Origin of the sequence: Streptomyces sp. CAU 1734 (assembly GCF_039888735.1) — a bacterium.
Lineage (GTDB): Bacteria > Actinomycetota > Actinomycetes > Streptomycetales > Streptomycetaceae > Streptomyces.
The window spans coordinates 1-21,225 of sequence record NZ_JBDQQP010000033.1; the positions used below are offsets into that span (position 1 = coordinate 1).

General features: G+C 72.2%; 24 protein-coding genes. 5 read left to right on the top strand and 19 right to left on the bottom strand.

What is annotated here, in order from left to right; all coding sequences use genetic code 11:
- Nucleotides 1-47: 47 nt before the first annotated feature.
- From lgt to hisI, 11 genes are all read right to left on the bottom strand, one after another.
- Entirely contained in the window at nucleotides 48-1,031 is a 984-nt protein-coding gene (gene lgt, locus AAFN69_RS34775) for a prolipoprotein diacylglyceryl transferase (RefSeq protein WP_347732951.1), read from the bottom strand.
- 110 nt (nucleotides 1,032-1,141) lie between these two features.
- Nucleotides 1,142-1,963 carry a thioredoxin domain-containing protein gene (locus AAFN69_RS34780; protein ID WP_347732952.1) on the bottom strand — a complete coding sequence of 274 codons (822 nt, stop codon included), beginning with the start codon at nucleotides 1,961-1,963 and terminating at the stop codon, nucleotides 1,142-1,144.
- Between the two features lie 109 nt (nucleotides 1,964-2,072).
- Nucleotides 2,073-2,897 carry a tryptophan synthase subunit alpha gene (gene trpA / locus AAFN69_RS34785; RefSeq protein ID WP_347732953.1) on the bottom strand — a complete coding sequence of 275 codons (825 nt, stop codon included), beginning with the start codon at nucleotides 2,895-2,897 and terminating at the stop codon, nucleotides 2,073-2,075.
- Nucleotides 2,894-4,132 (bottom strand): tryptophan synthase subunit beta, encoded by a 1,239-nt coding sequence (gene trpB / locus AAFN69_RS34790; RefSeq protein WP_347732954.1) that lies wholly within the window; start codon nucleotides 4,130-4,132, stop codon nucleotides 2,894-2,896. Before trpB ends, trpA begins: the two co-directional genes overlap by 4 nt.
- A 263-nt stretch (nucleotides 4,133-4,395) precedes the next feature.
- On the bottom strand, nucleotides 4,396-4,587 hold the full coding sequence (locus AAFN69_RS34795; RefSeq protein ID WP_347732955.1) for a hypothetical protein: 192 nt from the start codon (nucleotides 4,585-4,587) through the stop codon (nucleotides 4,396-4,398).
- Between the two features lie 10 nt (nucleotides 4,588-4,597).
- Nucleotides 4,598-5,407, bottom strand: coding sequence for an indole-3-glycerol phosphate synthase TrpC (gene trpC, locus AAFN69_RS34800; RefSeq protein ID WP_347732956.1), 810 nt, complete (start codon nucleotides 5,405-5,407; stop codon nucleotides 4,598-4,600).
- A 134-nt stretch (nucleotides 5,408-5,541) separates the two neighbouring features.
- Nucleotides 5,542-5,976, bottom strand: a complete 435-nt coding sequence (locus tag AAFN69_RS34805; protein WP_347732974.1) for a DUF2752 domain-containing protein — start codon at nucleotides 5,974-5,976, stop codon at nucleotides 5,542-5,544.
- Between the two features lie 106 nt (nucleotides 5,977-6,082).
- Nucleotides 6,083-6,349, bottom strand: a complete 267-nt coding sequence (locus tag AAFN69_RS34810) for an HGxxPAAW family protein (RefSeq protein WP_347732957.1) — start codon at nucleotides 6,347-6,349, stop codon at nucleotides 6,083-6,085.
- 173 nt (nucleotides 6,350-6,522) lie between these two features.
- Entirely contained in the window at nucleotides 6,523-7,161 is a 639-nt protein-coding gene (locus AAFN69_RS34815) for a TIGR02234 family membrane protein (RefSeq protein WP_347732958.1), read from the bottom strand.
- Nucleotides 7,162-7,208: 47 nt separating this feature from the next.
- Complete coding sequence (locus AAFN69_RS34820; protein WP_347732959.1) at nucleotides 7,209-8,720, bottom strand: anthranilate synthase component I; 1,512 nt, start codon at nucleotides 8,718-8,720, stop codon at nucleotides 7,209-7,211.
- 11 nt (nucleotides 8,721-8,731) lie between these two features.
- Nucleotides 8,732-9,172, bottom strand: coding sequence for a phosphoribosyl-AMP cyclohydrolase (gene hisI / locus AAFN69_RS34825; RefSeq protein WP_347732960.1), 441 nt, complete (start codon nucleotides 9,170-9,172; stop codon nucleotides 8,732-8,734).
- A gap of 83 nt (nucleotides 9,173-9,255) precedes the next feature.
- On the opposite strand from hisI, the gene AAFN69_RS34830 reads away from it, so the two are divergent.
- The gene (locus AAFN69_RS34830) at nucleotides 9,256-9,894 is read left to right on the top strand and encodes a TIGR03085 family metal-binding protein (RefSeq protein WP_347732961.1); all 639 of its coding nucleotides are present in this window, start codon (nucleotides 9,256-9,258) and stop codon (nucleotides 9,892-9,894) included.
- 25 nt (nucleotides 9,895-9,919) lie between these two features.
- Here AAFN69_RS34830 and AAFN69_RS34835 read toward each other — a convergent pair whose 3' ends face one another.
- The 8 genes from AAFN69_RS34835 to hisD all read right to left on the bottom strand — a co-directional run bounded on the left by AAFN69_RS34835 (nucleotide 9,920) and on the right by hisD (nucleotide 16,711).
- A complete protein-coding gene (locus AAFN69_RS34835; protein WP_347732962.1) occupies nucleotides 9,920-11,122 on the bottom strand; it encodes a cytochrome P450 in 1,203 nt (400 codons plus the stop codon).
- A 214-nt stretch (nucleotides 11,123-11,336) separates the two neighbouring features.
- Complete coding sequence (gene hisF, locus AAFN69_RS34840; RefSeq protein ID WP_347732963.1) at nucleotides 11,337-12,092, bottom strand: imidazole glycerol phosphate synthase subunit HisF; 756 nt, start codon at nucleotides 12,090-12,092, stop codon at nucleotides 11,337-11,339.
- A gap of 49 nt (nucleotides 12,093-12,141) precedes the next feature.
- Nucleotides 12,142-12,870 (bottom strand): bifunctional 1-(5-phosphoribosyl)-5-((5-phosphoribosylamino)methylideneamino)imidazole-4-carboxamide isomerase/phosphoribosylanthranilate isomerase PriA, encoded by a 729-nt coding sequence (gene priA, locus AAFN69_RS34845; protein ID WP_347732964.1) that lies wholly within the window; start codon nucleotides 12,868-12,870, stop codon nucleotides 12,142-12,144.
- Nucleotides 12,867-13,508: an imidazole glycerol phosphate synthase subunit HisH gene (gene hisH, locus AAFN69_RS34850; RefSeq protein WP_347732965.1), complete on the bottom strand. Its 642-nt coding sequence runs from the start codon at nucleotides 13,506-13,508 to the stop codon at nucleotides 12,867-12,869. Before hisH ends, priA begins: the two co-directional genes overlap by 4 nt.
- Nucleotides 13,505-13,669: a hypothetical protein gene (locus AAFN69_RS34855; RefSeq protein ID WP_347732966.1), complete on the bottom strand. Its 165-nt coding sequence runs from the start codon at nucleotides 13,667-13,669 to the stop codon at nucleotides 13,505-13,507. Before AAFN69_RS34855 ends, hisH begins: the two co-directional genes overlap by 4 nt.
- Nucleotides 13,666-14,259: an imidazoleglycerol-phosphate dehydratase HisB gene (hisB, locus tag AAFN69_RS34860; protein ID WP_347732967.1), complete on the bottom strand. Its 594-nt coding sequence runs from the start codon at nucleotides 14,257-14,259 to the stop codon at nucleotides 13,666-13,668. Before hisB ends, AAFN69_RS34855 begins: the two co-directional genes overlap by 4 nt.
- The gene (locus tag AAFN69_RS34865) at nucleotides 14,256-15,383 is read right to left on the bottom strand and encodes a histidinol-phosphate transaminase (RefSeq protein ID WP_347732968.1); all 1,128 of its coding nucleotides are present in this window, start codon (nucleotides 15,381-15,383) and stop codon (nucleotides 14,256-14,258) included. The genes hisB and AAFN69_RS34865 overlap by 4 nt, the downstream gene beginning before the upstream one ends.
- Entirely contained in the window at nucleotides 15,380-16,711 is a 1,332-nt protein-coding gene (gene hisD / locus AAFN69_RS34870; protein WP_347732969.1) for a histidinol dehydrogenase, read from the bottom strand. The genes AAFN69_RS34865 and hisD overlap by 4 nt, the downstream gene beginning before the upstream one ends.
- A 205-nt stretch (nucleotides 16,712-16,916) precedes the next feature.
- On the opposite strand from hisD, the gene AAFN69_RS34875 reads away from it, so the two are divergent.
- From AAFN69_RS34875 to ybaK, 4 genes are all read left to right on the top strand, one after another.
- Nucleotides 16,917-18,518 (top strand): oxidoreductase, encoded by a 1,602-nt coding sequence (locus AAFN69_RS34875; RefSeq protein WP_347732970.1) that lies wholly within the window; start codon nucleotides 16,917-16,919, stop codon nucleotides 18,516-18,518.
- 121 nt (nucleotides 18,519-18,639) lie between these two features.
- Nucleotides 18,640-19,707 (top strand): hypothetical protein, encoded by a 1,068-nt coding sequence (locus tag AAFN69_RS34880; protein WP_347732971.1) that lies wholly within the window; start codon nucleotides 18,640-18,642, stop codon nucleotides 19,705-19,707.
- An 11-nt stretch (nucleotides 19,708-19,718) separates the two neighbouring features.
- On the top strand, nucleotides 19,719-20,465 hold the full coding sequence (locus tag AAFN69_RS34885) for an LON peptidase substrate-binding domain-containing protein (protein ID WP_347732972.1): 747 nt from the start codon (nucleotides 19,719-19,721) through the stop codon (nucleotides 20,463-20,465).
- 15 nt (nucleotides 20,466-20,480) lie between these two features.
- The gene (gene ybaK / locus AAFN69_RS34890) at nucleotides 20,481-20,975 is read left to right on the top strand and encodes a Cys-tRNA(Pro) deacylase (RefSeq protein WP_347732973.1); all 495 of its coding nucleotides are present in this window, start codon (nucleotides 20,481-20,483) and stop codon (nucleotides 20,973-20,975) included.
- The last annotated feature ends 250 nt before the right edge of the window (nucleotides 20,976-21,225 follow it).

Sequence of the window (21,225 nt, forward strand, 5' to 3'; positions counted from 1 at the left end):
CGAGGCAGCCGCGCCGGGCCCGGGGCCGAGCCCCGGGCAAGGACCCGTCAGCTCTTGCCGGACGCCGACGCCGTATCCGCGTCACCGCCGGTCACCGACGCCGCCGGGTCCGAGGGCTTCCCGCCCTCCGAAGCAGAACCGGAGCCGGAGCCGGAGCCGGAACCACCAGCCGCACCGGAGTCGGAGTCGGAATCGGCTCCACCGGCCGCACCGGAGGACCGCTCCGGCTCCACGATCTCCTCACGCCCCGGCCGCATCCGCGCCGAGAGGATGATGTAGATCACGGCCAGCGTGAAGACGACAATCGCGGTCCAGACATTGAGCCGCAGCCCCAGCACCTCGTGCGCCTCGTCCACCCGCAGGTACTCGATCCAGCCGCGCCCCGCGCAGTACCCGGCCACATAGAGGGCGAAGGCCCGCCCATGGCCGAGCTTGAAGCGGCGGTCGGCCCAGATGACCAGGAGGGCGACGCCGATGCACCACAGGGACTCGTAGAGGAAGGTCGGGTGGTAGAGCCCGGCCTCGCGGTTGGCGCCCTCGCTGATCTCCAGCGCCCAGGGGAGGTCGGTGGGCTTGCCGTAGAGCTCCTGGTTGAACCAGTTGCCCCAGCGGCCGATGGCCTGGGCGAAGGCGATGGCCGGGGCGAGCGCGTCGGCCCAGGCGGGGAGGGGGATGCCCCGGCGGCGGCAGCCGATCCAGGCGCCGACGGCGCCGAAGGCGATGGCGCCCCAGATGCCGAGGCCGCCCTGCCAGATCTTGAAGGCGTCGACCCAGTTCTTGCCGTCGCTGAAGTAGAGCTGGTAGTCGGTGATCACATGGTAGAGCCGACCGCCGACGAGGCCGAAGGGCACCGCCCAGACGGCGATGTCGGCCACCGTGCCGGCTTTGCCGCCGCGGGCGATCCAGCGCTTGTTGCCGTACCAGACGGCCACGAAGACACCGAGGATGATGCAGAGGGCGTAGCCGCGCAGCGGGAGCGGTCCGAGGTGGATCGCTCCGCTCGACGGACTGGGAATGTAGGCAAGTTCCATGGCAGAACCGACGCTACCCTGCCGCACGGCGGACGCGGCAACCCGCCCGGGCAACGTCTGGATAACGAGCACGTCCCGTGGCGGCCGGCCGGCCGCCACGGGACCGGAGCTCACCCGGCCGCGGGCTGCTCCGTCCCCGGCTGTTTGCCCTGGTTCGCCTCGGCGACCCACTTCTTCAGGTTGTCGACGGAGATCTGCTGCCCCGCCTTGTCCGGGAAGATCGACTCGCCGTTGAGCAGCACGGTCGGGGTGCCCCGGAAGCCGCCCTCCGAGAAGGCGGTGTTGGATTTGGCGACCCAGGAGTCGTGCTTGCCGTCCTTCACACAGCTGCGGAAGCCGGGCGTGTCGAGCCCTTCGACCTTGCCCGCCAGCTCGATCAGCCGGTCGTTGTTCCCGAAGGCGTCGTCCGTCTCGGGGGGCTGGTTCTGGAAGAGCACATCGTGGTACGCGGAGAACTTTCCGTCGTCCTGGGCGCAGGCGGCGGCGTTGGCGGCGCGGAGGGAGCCGCTGCCGCCCATGTTGCCGTCGATGATCGTGGCGAGGTTGTACTCGACCTTGAGCTGCCCGGACTTCTCCAGGTCGTGGATGGTCTCCCGGAAGACGTTCTCGAACTGCGCGCAGACGGGGCAGCGGAAGTCCTCCCACACGGTGAGCGTGGAGGGCGCGTCGGACGTGCCGACGGGGATGGCGGTCCGGTCCTTGCCCTCCGCTCCGGTGGGTGCCAGCAGCGGGCCGGACGCGGAGTCGCCGTCCTTGCCGCTGTCGACATTGGCCGCGATCACCCCGACCACGGCGGCGAGCCCGAGGACACCCACCACGGCGGCGGACACGATGAGCATCCGCCGGCGCTTCTCACGCACCTTCTCCCGTTCGCGTTCCTGCTGGAGCCGCTCTCGCGCGGACCCCTTCCGTGCCTGATTGTTGTCGCTCACATCCCGCAAACGAACCGGGGAGGCACGTGCGCGCCTCCCCGGTCCCAGTTCCACCCGTTTGAGCTACCGCGTGCGAAAGATACGAGAAACGCCGCGCGGAGAGAGCGGGCTACGCGTTCGCGCGCCCTCCGCGTACGCCCTCGGCGAGCTCGGCGGCGAGTTCGCGCACGGCGGTCACTCCGGCCGGGCCGTCGGGGGCGTCGAGGATCCGCTTGACGAAGGCGGAGCCGACGATCACGCCGTCGGCGAAGGCGGCGACCTCCCGGGCCTGGACGGCGTCGGAGACGCCGAGGCCCACGCAGACCGGCAGGTCGGTGGTGGCGCGGGTGCGCTCGACCAGGTCCCTGGCCTGTTCGCCGACGGATTCGCGGGTGCCGGTGACACCCATCAGGGACGCCGCGTAGACGAAGCCGGAGCCGGCTTCGGTGATCCGGGCGATCCGGGCGTCCTTGCTGCTGGGCGCGACGACGAAGACCGTGGCGAGGGAGTGCTTCGCCGCGTGCTCCCTCCAGAGGCCGGATTCCTCGACCGGCAGATCGGGCAGGATGCAGCCCGCGCCGCCGGCCTCGGCGAGTTCGGCCGTGAAGCGTTCCACGCCATAGCGGTCGATGGGGTTCCAGTAGGTCATCACCAGCACCGGCTTGCCGGTGGCCGTGTGTGCCTCGCGGACGGTGCGCATCACATCGGCGATCTTCACCCCGCCGCGCAGGGCGATGTCGTCGGCGGTCTGGATGACCGGGCCGTCGAGGACCGGGTCGCTGTGGGGCAGCCCGACCTCCACGATGTCCGCGCCGCCGTCGAAGGCCGCCCGGACCGCCTCGATGCCGCCGTCGACGGTGGGGAATCCGGCCGGGAGGTAGGCGATGAGCGCGGCCCGGTTCTCGGCCCTCGCCCCGGCGATCGTGTCGCTCAGCAGCGCTGCGTTCCCGCTCACTTGGTGTTCTCCCCGTCGTACAGCCCGAAGTAGCGGGCGGCGGTGTCCATGTCCTTGTCGCCCCGGCCGGACAGATTGACGATGATCAGTCCGTCCTCGCCCAGCTCGCGGCCGACGTCCAGCGCACCGGCCAGCGCATGCGCGGACTCGATGGCGGGGATGATGCCCTCGGTGCGGGAGAGCAGCCGCAGGGCCTGCATGGCCTGGTCGTCGGTGATCGCGCGGTACTCGCCGCGCCCGATGTCCTTGAGGTACGAGTGCTCGGGGCCGATGCCCGGGTAGTCGAGTCCGGCGGAGATCGAGTAGGGCTCGGTGATCTGGCCCTCCTCGTCCTGGAGGACGTAGCTGCGGGAGCCGTGCAGGATGCCGGGCTCGCCCGCGGTCAGGGTGGCGGCGTGCTCGCCGGTCTCCAGGCCGTGGCCGCCGGGCTCGCAGCCGATGAGCCGGACGGAGGCGTCCGGGATGAAGGCGTGGAAGAGCCCGATGGCGTTGGATCCGCCGCCGACGCAGGCGACGGCCGCGTCGGGGAGGCGGCCGGCCCGCTCCAGGATCTGGCGGCGGGCCTCGACGCCGATGACCCGGTGGAAGTCGCGCACCATGGCGGGGAAGGGGTGGGGACCCGCGACGGTGCCGAAGAGGTAGTGGGTGTGGTCGACATTGGCGACCCAGTCGCGGAACGCCTCGTTGATGGCGTCCTTGAGGGTGCGGCTGCCGGATTTGACCGGGATGACCTCGGCGCCGAGCATCCGCATCCGGGCGACGTTGAGCGCCTGGCGCTCGGTGTCGATCTCGCCCATGTAGATGGTGCACTCCAGGCCGAAGAGGGCGCAGGCGGTCGCGGTGGCGACCCCGTGCTGTCCCGCGCCGGTCTCGGCGATGACGCGGGTCTTGCCCATGCGCCTGGTGAGCAGGGCCTGCCCCAGCACATTGTTGATCTTGTGGGAGCCGGTGTGGTTGAGATCCTCGCGCTTGAGGAAGACCCGGGCCCCGCCGGCGTGCTCGGCGAACCGGGAGACCTCGGTCAGGGAGCTCGGGCGGCCGGTGTAGTTGACGAGCAGATCGTCGAGTTCGGCGGCGAAGGCCGGATCGGCCTTCGCCTTGTCGTACTCGACGGCGACCTCGTCCACGGCGGCGACGAGCGCTTCGGGGATGAATTTCCCGCCGAAGTCGCCGAAGTAGCCGGCGGCGGACGGAACGTGACCGGAAGGGTCCGGGATGAAGAAGTCAGAAGACATCCGACGTACTCCTCGGAGGGGGCCGTGCGGCCCCTGAAGTCAGGTGTGCGAACAGGACACGGTGCGCCCGTACGGGCGCGGCTGCGCTGAACCGACGAGTGGTGTCCGCGGGGAGGGGCGGGGGCCGGGCTCCGGCTGTGCCGGAGGGCGCCCTCCGCGTCCGGGCAGGACCAGGCGGAGTGCGTACCGGACGGACGCCCCACGCCGCACGGACGGGACCGGAATCCGCTCGCGCCCCGGTCCGGGGTGCGGGGGATCCGCCGTCAGTGGTGCGCGGCGGCCGGCCGCCATCGCATGCCGTTGACCTGGCCCGGCTCCGAACCGATCACATACCGCACCCGCCGCCCGTGCACCCGGCGCGCCGGGGCGCGGCAGCCGCGCGGGCGGCAGCCGCGGGCCAGGCGGGCGTAGGCGTCCCCGGGTACGGGGAGCGGGCGGCGGATGAGGGCGGGCATGGCGGGAGGGTCAGCTCCGTCCGTGGCGCAGCGCCGGGTGGGCGCCCGCCGCGACCAAGTCGGCCACGGCCGACTTGGGGTCACGGCCGGTGACCAGGGACTCGCCGACGAGTACCGCGTCGGCTCCGGCGTTGGCGTAGGCGATCAGATCGTGCGGGCCGCGCACCCCGGACTCGGCGATCTTGATGATGCCGTCGGGGATCTCGGGCGCGACGCGCTCGAAGGTGGTGCGGTCGACGGCGAGCGTCTTGAGGTTCCGGGCGTTGACGCCGATGACACGGGCGCCCGCGGCGACCGCCCGCTCGACCTCGTCCTCGTCATGGACCTCGACCAGCGGGGTGAGCCCGATGGACTCGGCGCGCTCGATCAGCGAGACCAGGGCCTCCTGCTCCAGCGCGGCCACGATCAGCAGTGCCAGGTCAGCGCCGTACGCGCGGGCCTCCCAGAGCTGGTACGCGGTGACGATGAAGTCCTTGCGCAGGACGGGGATGTCGACCTTGGCGCGGACTGCCGCCAGGTCGGCGAGGGAGCCGCCGAAGCGGCGCTGCTCGGTCAGTACGGAGATGACGGCCGCGCCGCCCGCCTCGTAGTCGGCGGCGAGTCCGGCCGGATCGGCGATCGCGGCGAGCGCGCCCTTGGACGGGCTGGACCGCTTGACCTCGCAGATCACCTCGACGTTCTCCCCGCGCAGGGCGGCGGCGCCGTCCCGTACGGGAGGAGCGTTGCCCGCGCGCTCCTTGAGCTCGTCGAGGCTGACACGCGCCTGCCGCTCCGCGAGGTCGGCGCGTACGCCTTCGATGATCTCGTCGAGCACACTCACCCGAGCGGCCCCCTTCCGGACGTATGTGGTTAAGGATCGGCCATGTCGATGGTATCCGCAGGAGGGCTCCGGGCTCGCATCCGGTTGACGCCCGTCCCACTGGCTGGGATCGAGGAGAACGACGCCTGTGCTGGTCAGGGGGCCAGAGCCGAGCCGAAGGGAAGATTCCGGACCACACTGAAGACAAGCACCGCTCCACCCAGGCTCCACCACCACACGGGCGCGAGCCGGATCGCGGGCGGCCGGGCGCGGACGGCGGCGGTCACCCAGACCACCCAGACCGCGGCGAAGACGGCATAGCCGGCGACGGCGACGGCGTTCGCCCCGAGGGCGGTGCCGAGATCGCCGTGGATGAAGGCGTGGGCACTGCGCAGTCCGCCGCAGCCCGGACAGTAGAGGCCGGTGACGGCGAGCAGCGGGCAGACGGGGTAGTGGCCGGGCTCATTGGGGTCGACCGCGCCGACATAGGCGAAGGCAGCCGCGACCCCGGCGAGGACGGCGGCCGGGGCGAGGAGCCGGCGGGCGATGCCGGGACCGGGTGCCCGGCCGGGCGCGGCGGGGGGAGGCATGGTGTCCACCCCCCGATTCTCTCCGTGATCGCCTCCGGAGGCACGGAAAGGCGCAGCCCGGCCGTGCCGGTCCGCGCCTCGCTTCGTGCGACCCGGGCGGCCGGGGTCAGACAGAGGACGCCGTCCGGGCGCGGGCGGCCTCGGTGGCGCGCTCGCGGGCGTCGATGCGCTCCTGGGAGTCCTTCGGACGGCCGTATCCGGCGGCCTTCATCGCCCAGCCGACGGCTCCGCCGACGAAGACGAGGACGATGCCGGCCCAGAAACCGATGGGGTCGGCGGCCACCATGAAGACGCCTGAGACGCAGAAGCCGATGAAGGCGATGCTGACACCGGCCCAGGCGGCCGGGGTGTGTCCGTGGGCGTGGCCCGACATGAGTTGCTCCTCGTTGCTGATGCTCTGTGGTGAGCGCTGCCCAGTGTCGATGAGCCGCCGCTCGGGGGTGAGCCCGGGGGCTCGGCAGTCATTGTCCCGCACGCCGCCGCACGACGTACGCCAGGGGTCGGGGAGCGGGTCCCGGGCGCGTCGCGGGGTGCGCGGGGCGTCCGTCAGCCGGTGGGGTCCTCGCCGCGGTCCAGGGCCTTCCAGAGCTCCTCGGGGCGGTCCGGGTCGACGGGGGCGGAACGGCGGGGGCGGGGGGAGCCGTCGCGCTCGTACCGGCCGGACATCGCGGGCCACAGCCGGCCGTAGCGGAGCGCGAGCAGCCCGGCGAGGAGTATCAGCAGACCACCGGCGGCGGCCACGAAGGGCCAGGCCGTATGGGTGAGCGCGGCCGTGCTGACGGCGGAGTCGCCGGTGAGCCGGACGGCCTCGTCGTCGAGGGCGTCACCGCTCGTGCCGCCGAGCCAGGCCGCGAGCGCGGCACCGGCGCCGGTCAGCGCGAGCACGGCGGAGACCAGGTGGCGGCCCGTCCGGCGGACGGCGAAGACCGCGACGAGCGCGGCGAGTCCGACGATCGCGAGGGCGGTGGGCAGACCGGTGACCTGGCCGCCGCTGGCCTTCAGCGGCAGGGTGCCGCCGACGAAGGAGGTACGGCCCTCGGCCCAGGTCTGGCCGGAGGCGAGGAGGACGACGGCCGCGCCTGCGGCACCGAGGAGCAGTGCGGCGGCGAGGCTGCGCCGGCCGCTGCCCGGGGCGGCGGACGACGCGGCTGCGGCGCGGGGCTGGGGTACGGGGACAGCACTCACACCCCCACTATCCCTCACGCCCCGGCCGCGTTCTCAGCCGGTGGCGGCTACTCGCCGGTTCGGGCGCCGGGCGCGGTGGCGGTGAGCCGGTTGGCGGTGTGCACCGCCCGGAGCACGGCGGCGGCCTTGTTGCGGCACTCGTTGTCCTCGGCGACCGGGTCGGAGTCGGCGACCACACCGGCCCCGGCCTGGACGAACGCGGTTCCGTCCCGGAGCAGCGCGGTGCGGATGGCGATCGCGGTGTCGGAGTCGCCGGCGAAGTCGAGATAGCCGACACAGCCGCCGTAGAGTCCGCGCCGGGAGGGCTCCAGCTCGTCGATGATCTGCATGGCCCGGGGCTTGGGGGCGCCGGAGAGGGTGCCCGCGGGGAAACAGGCGGTCAGCACGTCGAAGGCGGTACGGCCCTCGGCGACGGTGCCGGTCACCGTGGAGACGATGTGCATGACGTGGGAGTACCGCTCGATCGACATGAAGTCGACCACCTCGACACTGCCCGGCTCGCAGACCCGGCCGAGGTCGTTGCGGCCGAGGTCGACCAGCATCAGGTGCTCGGCGCGCTCCTTGGGGTCGGCGAGCAGTTCGTCGGCGAGGTCGTTGTCCTCCTGCGGGGTCGCGCCGCGGTGCCGGGTGCCGGCGATGGGGTGGACCATGGCGTGGCCGCCCTCCACCTTGACCAGCGCCTCGGGGCTGGAGCCGACGACGTCGAAGCCGTCGAAGCGGAGCAGATACATATAGGGGCTGGGGTTGGTGGCCCGCAGCACCCGGTAGACGTCCAGGGCGCTCGCCGTGCACGCGGTCTCGAACCGCTGGGAGGGCACCACCTGGAACGCCTCACCCGCGCGGATGCGCTCCTTGATGTCCTCCACCGCGTCCTGGTACTGCGGGCCGCCCCACTTGGCGGAGAACTCGGGCAGCTCGGAGGGGGGCAGCGCGGCAGGCGCGGAGACCAGCGGGCGGGCGAGGTCGCGCTCCATGGCGTCGAGCCGGGCGACGGCGTCCGCGTGGGCCTCGTCGACCCCGGTGTCGAGGTCGTTGTGGTTGATGGCGTTGGCGATCAGCAGGACGGTGCCGTCCCAGTGGTCGAGTACGGCGAGATCCGAGGTCAGGAGCATGGTGAGCTCGGGGAGCCGCAGCTCGTCGTGTTCCCCGGGGCCGATCTTCTCCAGCCGGCGGACGATGTCGTAGCCGAGATAGCCGACCATGCCGCCGGTGAAGGGCGGCAGCTCGGCGGCGAGGTCGCGCGGGGTGTGCAGGGCCTCCACGGTGGCGCGCAGCACCTCCAGCGGGTCGCCGTCGGCGGGGAGGCCGACCGGCGGGGTGCCGAGCCAGTGGGCGAGCCCGTCGCGCTCGGTGAGCGTGGCCGAGCTGCGGACGCCGACGAAGGAGTAGCGGGACCAGGACCTCCCGTTCTCCGCGGACTCCAGCAGAAAGGTGCCGGTCCGCTCGGCGGCGAGCTTCCGGTAGAGCGCTACCGGGGTGTCCCCGTCGGCGAGGAGACGGCGGCTGACCGGGATGACACGGCGGTCGGCGGCGAGCTTGCGGAAGGTCTCGAGATCCATGGCGAACGACCCTACTTGCCGAGCGGAAGGGTGTCAGCGTCGAAGCAGGTGCGGTCCCCGGTGTGACAGGCGGCCCCCACCTGGTCGACCCTGACCAGGATCGTGTCGGCGTCGCAGTCCAGGGCGACCGACTTCACGTGCTGGACGTGGCCGGAGGTGTCGCCCTTCACCCAGTACTCCCGGCGGCTGCGGGACCAGTAGGTGCAGCGGCCGGTGGTCAGGGTGCGGTGCAGGGCCTCGTCGTCCATCCAGCCGAGCATCAGCACCTCTCCGGTGTCGTACTGCTGGGCGATGGCGGGTACGAGACCGTCCGCGCCCCGCTTGAGCCGGGCGGCGACGGCGGGGTCGAGCCGGGACACCGGGCCCGCGGCGCTCTCCGGGGGGGCGTCGGCGGACGCGGCGCGGGCGGGGTCGGGGGTGGCCGGCGGGGTGCCGGGGACACTGCTGGTCATGGAGCCATTGTGCCGCCATCCGGGGGTGTGCCGGACGCCCGTCCACTGGGCGGACCCGGCGGGGCCGCCGTAGGCTGGCGGGCATGTCTACCCATGCGAAGCGTGAACGCCTTCTGCTCGCCGATCTGTTGGAAGCGGTCGGACCGGACGCCCCGACCCTGTGCGAGGGATGGGCGGCCCGGGATCTCGCGGCCCATGTGGTCGTGCGGGAGCGACGGCTCGACGCGGCGGGCGGAATTCTGATCGGCGCGCTCCGGAGCAGGCTGGAGCGGGTGCAGGCGGAGTTCGCCGCGAAGCCGTACGAGGAGCTGGTCCAGCTGATCCGCACGGGGCCGCCGAAGCGCTCCCCGTACGGGATCAAGCAGGTGGACGAGGCGGCGAACACCGTGGAGTTCTTCGTCCACACCGAGGACGTGCGCCGGGCGCAGCCGGAGTGGACCCCGCGTCCGCTGGACCGGGTCTTCGAGGACGCGCTCTGGGCGCGGCTGGAGAAGGGGGCCCGGCTGCTGGGGCGGAAGTCGCCGGCGGGGCTGGTGCTGCGCCGCCCGGACGGTCAGACGGTGGTGGCCCACCGGGGCACCCCGGTGGTCACCGTCACGGCCGGCCCGGGCGAGCTGACGCTCTTCGCCTTCGGCCGGCAGGACGCGGCCAGGGTGGATCTGGAGGGCGACAAGGAGGCGGTGTCGGGGGTGCGGGAGGCCCGGCTGGGAATCTCCATGTGACCTCGGGGGCCGTACGGTGCGCGGTTCACCAGCGCACGGGAAGCTCCCGTACGCCCCGGATCAGCATCCCCCGCATCCACGGCAGCTCCGCCTCGTCCGCGTCGGGCGCCAGCCCCGGGCAGCGGTCCAGCAGCGAGCGGAGCGCGATCCGGCCCTCCAGCCGGGCCAGCGGGGCGCCCAGGCAGTAGTGGAGGCCGTGGCCGAAGGCGATGTGGCCGCGGGCGTCCCGGCGGATGTCGAAGCGGTCGGGCTCGCTGAAACGCGCCGGGTCCCGGTCGGCGTCGGCCATGGAGATCAGCACCGCCGAGCCGGCCGGGATGGTCTGCCCGGACATCTCCACGTCCTCCAGGGCGAGCCGCTCGGTGCAGGTCTCCACCGGCCCGTCGTAGCGCAGCATCTCCTCGATTGCCCCGTCGAGCAGGCCGGGATCGGCGCGCAGGGCCGCGTACTGCTCCGGGTGCGCGAACAGGGCCCGCATGCCGTTGCCGATCAGATTGACCGTGGTCTCGTGACCGGCGATGAGCAGCAGCACCGACATGCCGATCAGCTCGGACGCCGAGAGCCGGTCGCCGTCCGTGTCCGCCGCGTGGATCATGGCGCTGAGCAGGTCGTCGGCGGGCCGGGCGCGCTTGGCGGCGATCAGCTCCAGCAGGTAGGCGGTGGTGGCCTCGTAGACCTGCCGCTCCGTCTGCGGGTCCGCGCCGCCGACCATCACATTGGACCAGCTCCGGAAGGAGTGGCGGTCGAGCTCGGGCACACCGAGCAGCTCGCAGATGACGGACATCGGGAGCGGGAAGGCGAAGGCCGCGACGAGGTCGGCGCGCGGCTCCTCCCGGTCGAGCATCGCGTCCAGCAGCTCATCGGTGATCTGCTGGATGCGGGGGGCCAGCGCGTCGATGCGGCCGGGGGTGAATTCCCTGGCCACCAGGCGCCGGAGCCGGGTGTGGTCGGGCGGGTCGGCCATCAGCATGTGGCGGAGGGCGGACTGGTCGGCGCCGGTGGTGATGAAGCTGCCGATGTCCCCGTACTTCAGCCACTCCCGGCTCAGCCGGGGGTCGACGAAGGCGGAGCGGCATGCCTCGTGTCCGACGATGAGCCATCTTTCGCGGCCGTCGGGGCCGAGTACATGGTGGACCGGTCCGCGTTCCCGGAGTCTCGCGTAGACCGGGTAGGGATTGCGGACGAAGTCCGGGCTGAGCTGAAGCAGATCGACGGGCCGGGTGGCCATGCGGGTGCCCCCTGATTTCGCTCGCGGTTTCGCATCGCACGGTAACTCGTCGAACACGCTGAGCGAACGCCGATTTTCAGACGAAATCCACAGAACCCGGCAAAGTGGCTCCTTCCATGCGATTGCCCTCGCCGATCGGACGGGGCGGGAAAGGACACCGGCCCTGTGGCGCTCCGGCGGGAGCGGCACAGGGCCGGTGCGACAGACAAGGGGATCAGCGGACCGGGTGCCCGGCCTCCCGCAGCGCGTCCTTCACCTGGGAGATCCGCAGATCCCCGAAGTGGAAGACGGAGGCGGCCAGTACCGCGTCCGCGCCCGCCTCGATCGCTGGCGGGAAGTCGGCCAGCCTGCCCGCGCCGCCGCTGGCGATCACGGGTACGGTCACCTGCCCGCGCACCGCCGCGATCATCTCGGTGTCGTAGCCGTCCTTCGTGCCGTCGGCGTCCATCGAATTGAGCAGGATCTCGCCCGCGCCCAGCTCGGCGGCCCGGTGGGCCCACTCGACCGCGTCGATCCCGGTGCCCCGCCGGCCGCCGTGCGTGGTGACCTCGAAGGAACCGGTGGCGGTGCGGCGCGCGTCGACCGAGAGCACCAGCACCTGACGGCCGAAGCGCTCGGCGATCTCGCGGATCAGCTCGGGGCGGGCGATGGCGGCGGTGTTGACCCCGACCTTGTCCGCGCCCGCCCGCAGCAGCTTGTCCACGTCGTCGGCCGTGCGGACACCGCCGCCGACGGTGAGCGGGATGAAGACCTGCTCGGCGGTGCGGCGCACCACGTCGTAGGTCGTCTCGCGGTTGCCGGACGAGGCGGTGATGTCGAGAAAGGTCAGCTCGTCGGCGCCCTCGGCGTCATAGAGCTTGGCCATCTCGACCGGGTCGCCGGCGTCCCGCAGATTCCGGAAGTTGACGCCCTTGACGACCCGGCCGTTGTCCACGTCCAGGCAGGGAATCACCCTGACGGCGAGAGTCACGCGCGGGCACCACCCTCCGGGCGGTGCGCCGCTCCTCGGACGGGGCCGGTCATACGGCGGCCACCGCCGCGAGGGCCTCCTCCAGCGTGAACGCCTTGGCGTACAGCGCCTTGCCGACGATCGCGCCCTCGACGCCCTGGGGGACGAGGCCGGCCAGCACCCGCAGATCGTCCAGCGAGGAGACCCCGCCGGAAGCGACGACCGGGCGGTCGGTGCGGGCGCAGACGCTCTTCAGCAGCTCCACATTGGGGCCCTGGAGGGTGCCGTCCTTGGCGATGTCGGTGACGACATAGCGGGCGCAGCCCTCGGCGTCGAGCCGTGCCAGCGTCTCGTAGAGATCGCCGCCGTCGCGCGTCCAGCCGCGCCCGCGCAGGGTGGTGCCCCGCACATCGAGGCCGACCGCGATCCGGTCGCCGTGCTCGGCGATGACCTTGGCGACCCACTCGGGGGACTCCAGCGCGGCGGTGCCGAGATTGACCCGGGTGCAGCCGGTGCCCAGCGCGGCGGCGAGGGAGGCGTCGTCGCGGATGCCGCCGGAGAGTTCGACCTTGATGTCCATGGCGCCGGTGACCTCGGCGATCACCGCGCGGTTGTCGCCGGTGCCGAAGGCGGCGTCGAGGTCGACCAGGTGGAGCCATTCGCCGCCGGCCCGCTGCCAGGCGAGCGCGGCCTCCAGCGGGGAGCCGTAGGACGTCTCGGTGCCGGACTCGCCGTGGACGAGACGGACGGCCTGGCCGTCGCGGACATCGACGGCGGGGAGGAGTTCGAGCTTGGTCACAGTGTTCCGATCCAGTTGGTCAGCAGCTGGGCGCCGGCGTCGCCGGACTTCTCGGGGTGGAATTGGGTCGCCCACAGGGCGCGGTTCTCGACCGCCGCGACAAAGCGTTCACCGTGGGTGGCCCAGGTGACCTGAGGTGCGCGGATGACCGGGTTGGTGATCTCCAGCTCCCAGTCGTGGGCGGCGTAGGAGTGCACGAAGTAGAAGCGGGCGCCGTCGTCGAGCCCGGCGAAGAGCTCGCTGCCCTCGGGGGCGTCCACGGTGTTCCAGCCCATGTGGGGGACGATCGGGGCCTTCAGCGGGCCGACCGTGCCGGGCCATTCGTCGAGCCCCTCGGTCTCCACGCCGTGCTCGATGCCCCGGGAGAAGAGGATCTGCATGCCGACGCAGATGCCCATCACGGGGCGACCGCCGGAGAGCCTGCGGCCGATGATCCAGTCACCGCGCGCGGCGCGGAGCCCGTCCATGCAGGCGGAGAAGGCCCCGACGCCGGGGACCAGGAGTCCGTCGGCGTTCATCGCCTTGTCGTAGTCCCTGGTTATCTCCACCTCGGCGCCGACCCGGGCCAGCGCCCGCTCGGCGGAGCGGACATTGCCGAATCCGTAGTCGAAGACGACGACCTTCCTGGCCGCGCTCATGCCCACACGCTCGTTCGGAGAATGCCGGCCACCAGACACATCGAGGCTCCGATGAAGAGGAGTACGACGACGCTGCGGGGCTGGTCCTGCTTGATGAAGGAGTAGACGCCGCCGAGCAGGAAGAGGCCGACGACGATCAGGATCAGTGCGAGCGTGTTCACAGCGCGCCCTTCGTGGAGGGGAGGATTCCGGCAGCGCGCGGGTCACGCTCACTGGCGTACCGCAGCGCACGGGCCAGCGCCTTGAACTGGCACTCCACGATGTGGTGGGCATTGCGGCCGTACGGGACGTGGATGTGCAGGGCGATCTGCGCCTGGGCCACGAAGGACTCGAAGATGTGCCGGGTCATGGTGGTGTCGTAGGTGCCGATCATGGGCGCCATGTTCTCCGGCTCGGTGTGCACCAGATAGGGGCGGCCGGAGAGATCCACGGTGACCTGGGCGAGCGATTCGTCCAGGGGCACGGTGCAGTTGCCGAAGCGGTAGATGCCGACCTTGTCGCCGAGGGCCTGCCTGAAGGCGGCGCCGAGGGCGAGGGCGGTGTCCTCGATGGTGTGGTGGGTGTCGATGTGCAGATCGCCCTCGGTCTTGACGGTGAGGTCGAAGAGGCCGTGGCGGCCGAGCTGGTCGAGCATGTGGTCGTAGAAGCCGACCCCGGTCGACACCTCGACCCGCCCGGTGCCGTCGAGGTCGATCTCGACGGCGACGGAGGTCTCCTTGGTGGTCCGCTCGACCCGTCCTACCCGGCTCATGCGTACAGCTCCTTCTTCAACTCGCGTACCGCGTCGAGGAACGCGTCGTTTTCGGCGGGGGTGCCGGCGGTGACCCGCAGCCATCCGGGGACGCCGTTGTCCCGTACCAGTACGCCGTGGCCGAGAATGCTCCGCCAGGCCGCCTGGGTGTCGGTGAACCGCCCGAACTGCACGAAGTTGGCGTCGGAGTCGGTCACCTCGTATCCGATGGCGCGCAATTCGGTGACCAGGCGGTCCCGCTCGGTCTTCAGCTGCTCGACATACCCCAGCAGCGTGTCGGTGTGCTCCAGGGCGGCGAGCGCGGTCGCCTGGGTGACGGCGGAGAGGTGATACGGCAGCCGCACCAGCTGTACGGCGTCGACCACGGCCGGGTCGGCGGCGAGATAGCCGAGGCGCAGCCCGGCGGCGCCGAACGCCTTGGACATCGTCCGCGAGACCACCAGATTCGGGCGGCCCCCGATCAGGGAGAGCAGCGAGGGCCGGTGGCTGAATTCCACATACGCCTCGTCCACCACGACCAGCGAGGGCCGGGCGGCCTGGGCCGCGTCGTGGAGCGCGAGGACGGTGTCGGCGTCGACGGCGGTGCCGGTGGGGTTGTTGGGGGAGGTGATGAAGACGACCTCGGGCCGGTGCTCGGCGATGGCGGCCTCGGCGGCGGCCCGGTCGATGGTGAAGTCCTCCCGGCGCGGCCCGGAGATCCAGCCGGTGCCGGTGCCCCGGGAGATCAGTCCGTGCATCGAGTAGGAGGGTTCGAAGCCGATCGCGGTGCGGCCGGGTCCGCCGAAGGTCTGGAGGAGCTGCTGGATGACCTCATTGGAGCCGTTGGCCGCCCAGACCATGCCGGTGGTGACGGGGTGGCCGGTGGTACGGGTGAGATACGCGGCGAGCTCGGTGCGCAGCTCGACCGCGTCCCGGTCGGGGTAGCGGTTGAGCCCGCGCGCGGCCTCCCGCACCCGCTCGGCGATCCGCTCCACCAGCGCCGGCGGCAGCGGGTAGGGGTTCTCGTTGGTGTTCAGCTGTACGGGGACGTCGAGCTGGGGGGCGCCGTACGGGGACTTGCCGCGCAGCTCCTCCCTGATCGGCAGATCGTCGATCCGCACACCGCTGGTGTTCTCGGTGGTCACTGTCCCGGCACCTTCCAGCCGAAGCGGGCCTTGAGCGCGGCACCGTGCGCGGGCAGGTCCTCGGCCTCGGCGAGGGTGACGACATGGTGCGTCACCTCGGCCAGGGCCTCGCGGGTGTAATCCACGATGTGGATGCCGCGCAGGAAGGACTGGACGGAGAGGCCCGAGGAGTGGCAGGCGCAGCCGCCGGTGGGCAGGACGTGGTTGGAGCCCGCGCAGTAGTCGCCCAGCGAGACCGGGGACCAGGGGCCGACGAAGATCGCCCCGGCGTTGCGGACCCGGGCGGCCACGGCGGCGGCGTCGGCGGTCTGGATCTCCAGGTGCTCGGCGCCGTAGGCGTCGACCACCCGCAGGCCCTCGTCGATCCCGTCGACCAGCACGATCGCGGACTGCCGGCCGCGCAGGGCGGGCAGGATCCGGTCCTCGACATGCCGGGTGGCGGCGATCTGCGGCGCCAGCTCCTTCTCGACCGCGTCGGCGAGCTCCGGGGAGTCGGTGACCAGGACGGCGGCGGCCAGCGGGTCGTGCTCGGCCTGGCTGATCAGGTCGGCGGCGACATGGACCGGGTCGGCGCCGGCGTCGGCGAGGACCGCGATCTCGGTCGGGCCGGCCTCGGTGTCGATGCCGATCCGGCCGGTGAAGTAGCGCTTGGCGGCGGCGACCCAGATGTTGCCGGGGCCGGTGACCATATTGGCGGGCGGGCAGCCGTCGGGGCCCGCGGTGCCGTACGCGAACATCGCCACGGCCTGGGCGCCGCCGGCCGCGTACACCTCGTCCACGCCGAGCAGGGCGCATGCGGCCAGGATGGTGGGGTGCGGCAGGCCGCCGTGCTCGCGCTGGGGCGGGGAGGCGAGCGCGATGGACTCGACCCCGGCCTCCTGCGCCGGTACCGCGTTCATGATCACGGAGGAGGGGTAGACGGAGCGTCCGCCCGGGGCGTAGAGCCCGACCCGCTCGACCGGGACCCACTTCTCGGTGACGGTGCCGCCGGGCACGACCTGGGTGGTGTGCTCCTCGCGGCGCTGGGCGCGGTGGACGATCCTGGCGCGCCGGATGGACTCCTCCAGCGCGGCCCTGACCTCGGGGTCGAGCCCGGCGAGGGCCTCCTCGATGGCGGCGGCGGGCACCCGCACCCGCTCCAGGGTGACTCCGTCGAACTTCTCCGCGTACTCGATCAGCGCCGCCGTGCCGCGATGATGCACGTCCTCGCAGATGGGCCGCACCTTCTCCAGGGCGGCTTCCACGTCGAACTCGGCACGGGGCAGCAGGGCGCGCAGGGCGGCCCCCTCGGGGAGGGCATCGCCGCGCAGATCGATTCGGGAGATCACGGACCCAATTCTCTCAGACGGGATTCGCCTCCCGTGCGCCGTATCACTGGCTGATACACGCCACGGGCCTCCCGCCGGTGATCGATGACCACTAGCGTTCACCCCGTCACTCAGCGGGAAGAGGCCGGGTGAGGCGGCGCGACCATGCTTCGACCGGCACGGATGCGCGCCGGGGAGACTGCTACGGGGAAGCGGAGGGGCGGCCTTGACCGACCCGCTGGACGAAGGGCCCCCGGACGGGCTGAGCACGATCGAACAATTGATGTGGAACGCCTTCCGGAGCGGAAGCACCTTCGATCTGAGCGATCCCGATCCGCTGCTGAACGATCCCTTCGGGCCGCGCGCCTGGGGTCCGGAGCGCCGGGTGAGCGCATCCGTCGTGGCCCAGCTCCTGCTGAGCGGGCCATCGGCGCGGCCCGGCCGGGTGGCGGCGCTCAAGCTGCGCGGGCTGGAGATCACCGGGACGCTGAAGCTCGCGGGCGGCAGCATCGCGCCGTATGTCGAGCTGACCGGCTGCCGCTTCGAGCGGGAGGTGTGGCTGCCCGAGGCGCATTTCACCACCGTGCGCATGGTGAGCTGCGCGATCCCGCGCATCGAGGCGGCCCGGCTGCGCACCGAGGGGGATCTCCATCTGCCGCGCTGCCGGATCGAGCACGGGATCCGGCTCACCGACGCGCAGATCGGCACGGATCTGCTGATCAACCAGATCCAGGTCCGGCCGGACCGGCGGGGCCGCGCCATCACGGCCGACGGTCTCGCGGTCGCCCAGGATTTACAGGCCGAGCTGATCGAGACATACGGGGAGTTCAGTCTGCGCGGCGCGAAGATCGGGGTCTCGCTCAGCCTGCGGGGCAGCCGGCTGCGGGCCGCGGGCGAGCGCCGGGCGCTGAACGCACCCCAGCTCACGGTCGAGCGCACGCTCTACATGACCGGCGCCTGGGTGAGCGAGGTCACCGGCAATCCGAACGCCACTCCCCCCTTCGGCATCGGCACCGAGGGGTACAGCAGGCGCGGCACCCGGCTCCAGCCGTTCGAGTGCTACGGCGGGGTGCGGCTGGACGACGGGCGTTTCGGGGACGCGGTGGATCTGCACCGGGCGCGGTTCGTACTGTCGGCGAGCGAGGAGCTGTCGCTGCGGCGGATAGTGAGTCCGGAGCTCCGGTTCAACGCCCAGCGCCCCGAGGAGGGGCGGGTGGTGCTGAACGGCGCGAAAGTGGTCACCCTGGTCGACCTGGCGGCGAGCTGGCCGGGCCCGGGCGGGCTGGCGATGGGCGGCTTCGTCTACGAGAACCTGGTGCCGTACGAGCACTTCCCGCTCAGCCGCAGGCTGGAGTGGGTGGCCTCGGCGACCCCCGAGTACTCCCCGGAGCCGTACGAACGGCTGGCGACGGTGCTGCGCAACAGCGGGGAGGACGCGGACGCGCGCGAGGTGCTGCTGGCCAAGCAGCGCCGGCGGCGGGAGACGCTGCCCCTGGCGGCGAAGCTGTGGGGGTTCCTCCAGGACTGGACGGTGGCGTACGGATACCGGCCGGGCCGGGCGGCGCTGTGGATGGCGGTGGTCTGGGCGGCGGGCGCGGTGGCGTTCGCACAGGCCGAACCGGCGCCGATCAAGAAGGACGAGCATCCGGAGTGGAATGCTCCGCTGTATGCGCTGGATCTGCTGATCCCGGTGATCAATCTGGGGCAGGACGGCTACTGGCGGCTGGAGGGGAACTGGCAGTGGGCCGCGGCGGTACTGGTGATGCTGGGGTGGATCCTGGCCACCACCGTGGCGGCGGGCGCGACCAGACTGCTGAGCAGGGGGTGACGGAACACCCCTCCCGGGGCCGGCTTTCTTTGCAGTCTCTTGGCTTTAACCGGGACAACCATCACGCCGCCACCAAAGTTTCACAGTCCCGCTCTGGCGCACCCCCCACCTGCGGTTTTCAATGGTCCGCACCATGTATTTCCTTCGAGCCATGCTGCGCACCGCGCGAATGATCCGGCATACGCCGCGGCTCGCCGACGGCCTGCCGCCGGATGAGACGGTGCTGCTCGACGCCCCGGACGAGCGGATCGGTCCGGCGCTGGTCGCGGCGGCGCTCGGGGATCACGAACCGGCCGCCAAACTCCTGGCCGCCACCCGGGAGGCGGCCGAATGGGAGAGCCGCGACCGCTACGTGACCCGGCTGGCCGTCTTCGCCCGGAGCCGGGGCGAATGGCTCGCCTCCTGGCTCGCCCGGGCGCCGAGGGATCCCGACGCGCTCACCGTCAAGGCCGAGCTCGCCGTGCGGCATGCGTGGGAATCCCCGGCCCGCGCCGAACAGCTGCGGGAGCTCGGCCCGCTCATCGACGCGGCGGCCCTGGCGACCCCGGCCGACCCGGTGCCGTGGCGGATCGCCCTCGACCACGCCCGCGGCACCCACGCGCCCCACTCGGACTTCGAGTCGCTCTGGGAACAGGCGGTGCGCCGCTCCCCGCACCACTACGGCTGCCATGTCGCGGCCCTGCGCTATCTGTCGGCGCAGTGGTACGGCTCGCACCGCGAGTGCTTCGACTTCGCGGAGAAGGCCGCGGCCGACGCCCTGCCCGGCTCGCTGATCCGGGCCCTTCCGGTACGGGCCGCCTTCGCCCGGATGGAACACATCGCCGGCTCCTTCCCGCCGGACCCGCCGCCGCCGCTCGCCGCGTACCCGGGCGACTCCTTCGAGGACGACCGCATCGACCGGGCGGCCGAACTGGCGATCGCCCTCTCCGCCGAGTACCCGCCCGGCGATCCCTGGCCCGCCGAGGTCCGCAATCTGACCGTCTGCGTACTCGTCCGCAGGGGCCGCTGGCAGGAGGCCCTGGAGCAATTCCGGCTCATCGGGCCACATGCCTCTTCCTTCCCCTGGGGGTACTTCTCGGACGATCCGCTCGGCCAGTTCCTGGATGTCCGGGACGGGGTGCGCATCCAGGTCGCCTCGATGACCCCTATCCGGGGACGGACCGGACGAAGCAGGCCCCGGGGCCATTAGTCTTGTCGGTTGTGACCACCGTTCGTCTGCCGCTCTTTCCGCTGAACTCGGTACTGTTCCCCGGGCTCGTGCTGCCCCTGAACGTCTTCGAGGAGCGTTATCGCGCGATGATGCGCGAGCTGCTGAAGACGGACGACAACGAGCCGCGCCGGTTCGCCGTCGTGGCCATCCGCGACGGACGCGAGGTCGCGGCGACCGCGCCGGGCATGCCCGACCCCACCGCCCTCCCCGAGCGCGGCGCTGCCGCGGGCTTCGGCGAGGACCCCATCCAGGTGTTCCACCGGGTGGGCTGTATCGCGGACGCGGCGACCATCCGGGAGCGCGGGGACGGCGGCTTCGAGGTCCTGGCCACCGGGACCACCCGGGTCCGGCTGCTCTCCGTCGACACGAGCGGCCCCTACCTCACGGCCGAGCTGGAGGAACTGCCCGAGGAGCCCGGCGACGACGCCGGGGCGCTGGCCGAGGGAGTGATGCGGGCCTTCCGCGGCTACCAGAAACGGCTCGCGGGCGCCCAGGAGCGGTCACTGTCCTCGGGCGCCGGCGCGGAGCCGGTGAACGAACCCTCGGTGGTCTCCTACCTCGTCGCGGCGTCGGTCCTGCTGGACACCCCCGCCAAGCAGCGCCTGCTGGAGGCGCGGGACACCACCGCGCGGCTCCGGGAGGAACTGGGGATCCTGCGGTCGGAGACCGCGCTGATCCGTCATCTGCCGTCCCTCCCCGCGGTCGATCTGACGAGCGCGCCCACCAACCCCAACTGAAGCCCGGAGCGCGAAGTGGCGAAGAAGGCCCGAAAGCCCGGCGGCACCCCGGCGACCGTCGCCCTCACGGCGGCGGGCACGGAATTCACCGTGCACGAGTACGCGCACGACCCCTCGGCCGCCTCGTACGGCGACGAGGCGGCCGAAGCCATGGGCGTGTCACCGGCGCGGATCTTCAAGACCCTGGTCGCCGATGTCGACGGCGAACTGACCGTGGCCGTGGTGCCGGTCGCCGGCCAACTCGACCTCAAGGCGCTCGCCGCGGCGGTGGGCGGCAAGCGCGCCGCGATGGCGGACCCGGCGGCGGCGGAGCGCACCACCGGCTATGTACGAGGCGGCATCTCCCCCCTCGGCCAGCGCAAACGGCTCCGCACGGTGCTGGACGACTCCGCCTCGGCCCATCCCACCATCTGTGTCTCCGCCGGCCGGCGGGGCATGGAGGTGGAGCTCTCCCCGGCGGATCTGGCGGGCCTGACCGGCGCGGTGCTGGCGCCGATCGGGCGCGGCTAGCCTTTTCCTCCCGTCCGGGGGCTCGACGGCGGCGGGTTCCTCCGGTATTCCCAGGGGGAGAGCTGTCTCCGCGCGCCGCCGAGGAGGACGAGTCGTGTCCAAACGCACCCGCAAACGCAAATGGCGCACCCGCAAGGCGAACCACGGCCGCCGCCCGGCGTAGCCCGCCCCTTCCCCGTAACCGGGGCTCCGCCCCGGACCCGGCGCCTCAATCGCCGGCGGGGCTGAGATTGGTCACCCTTGCCCGTTC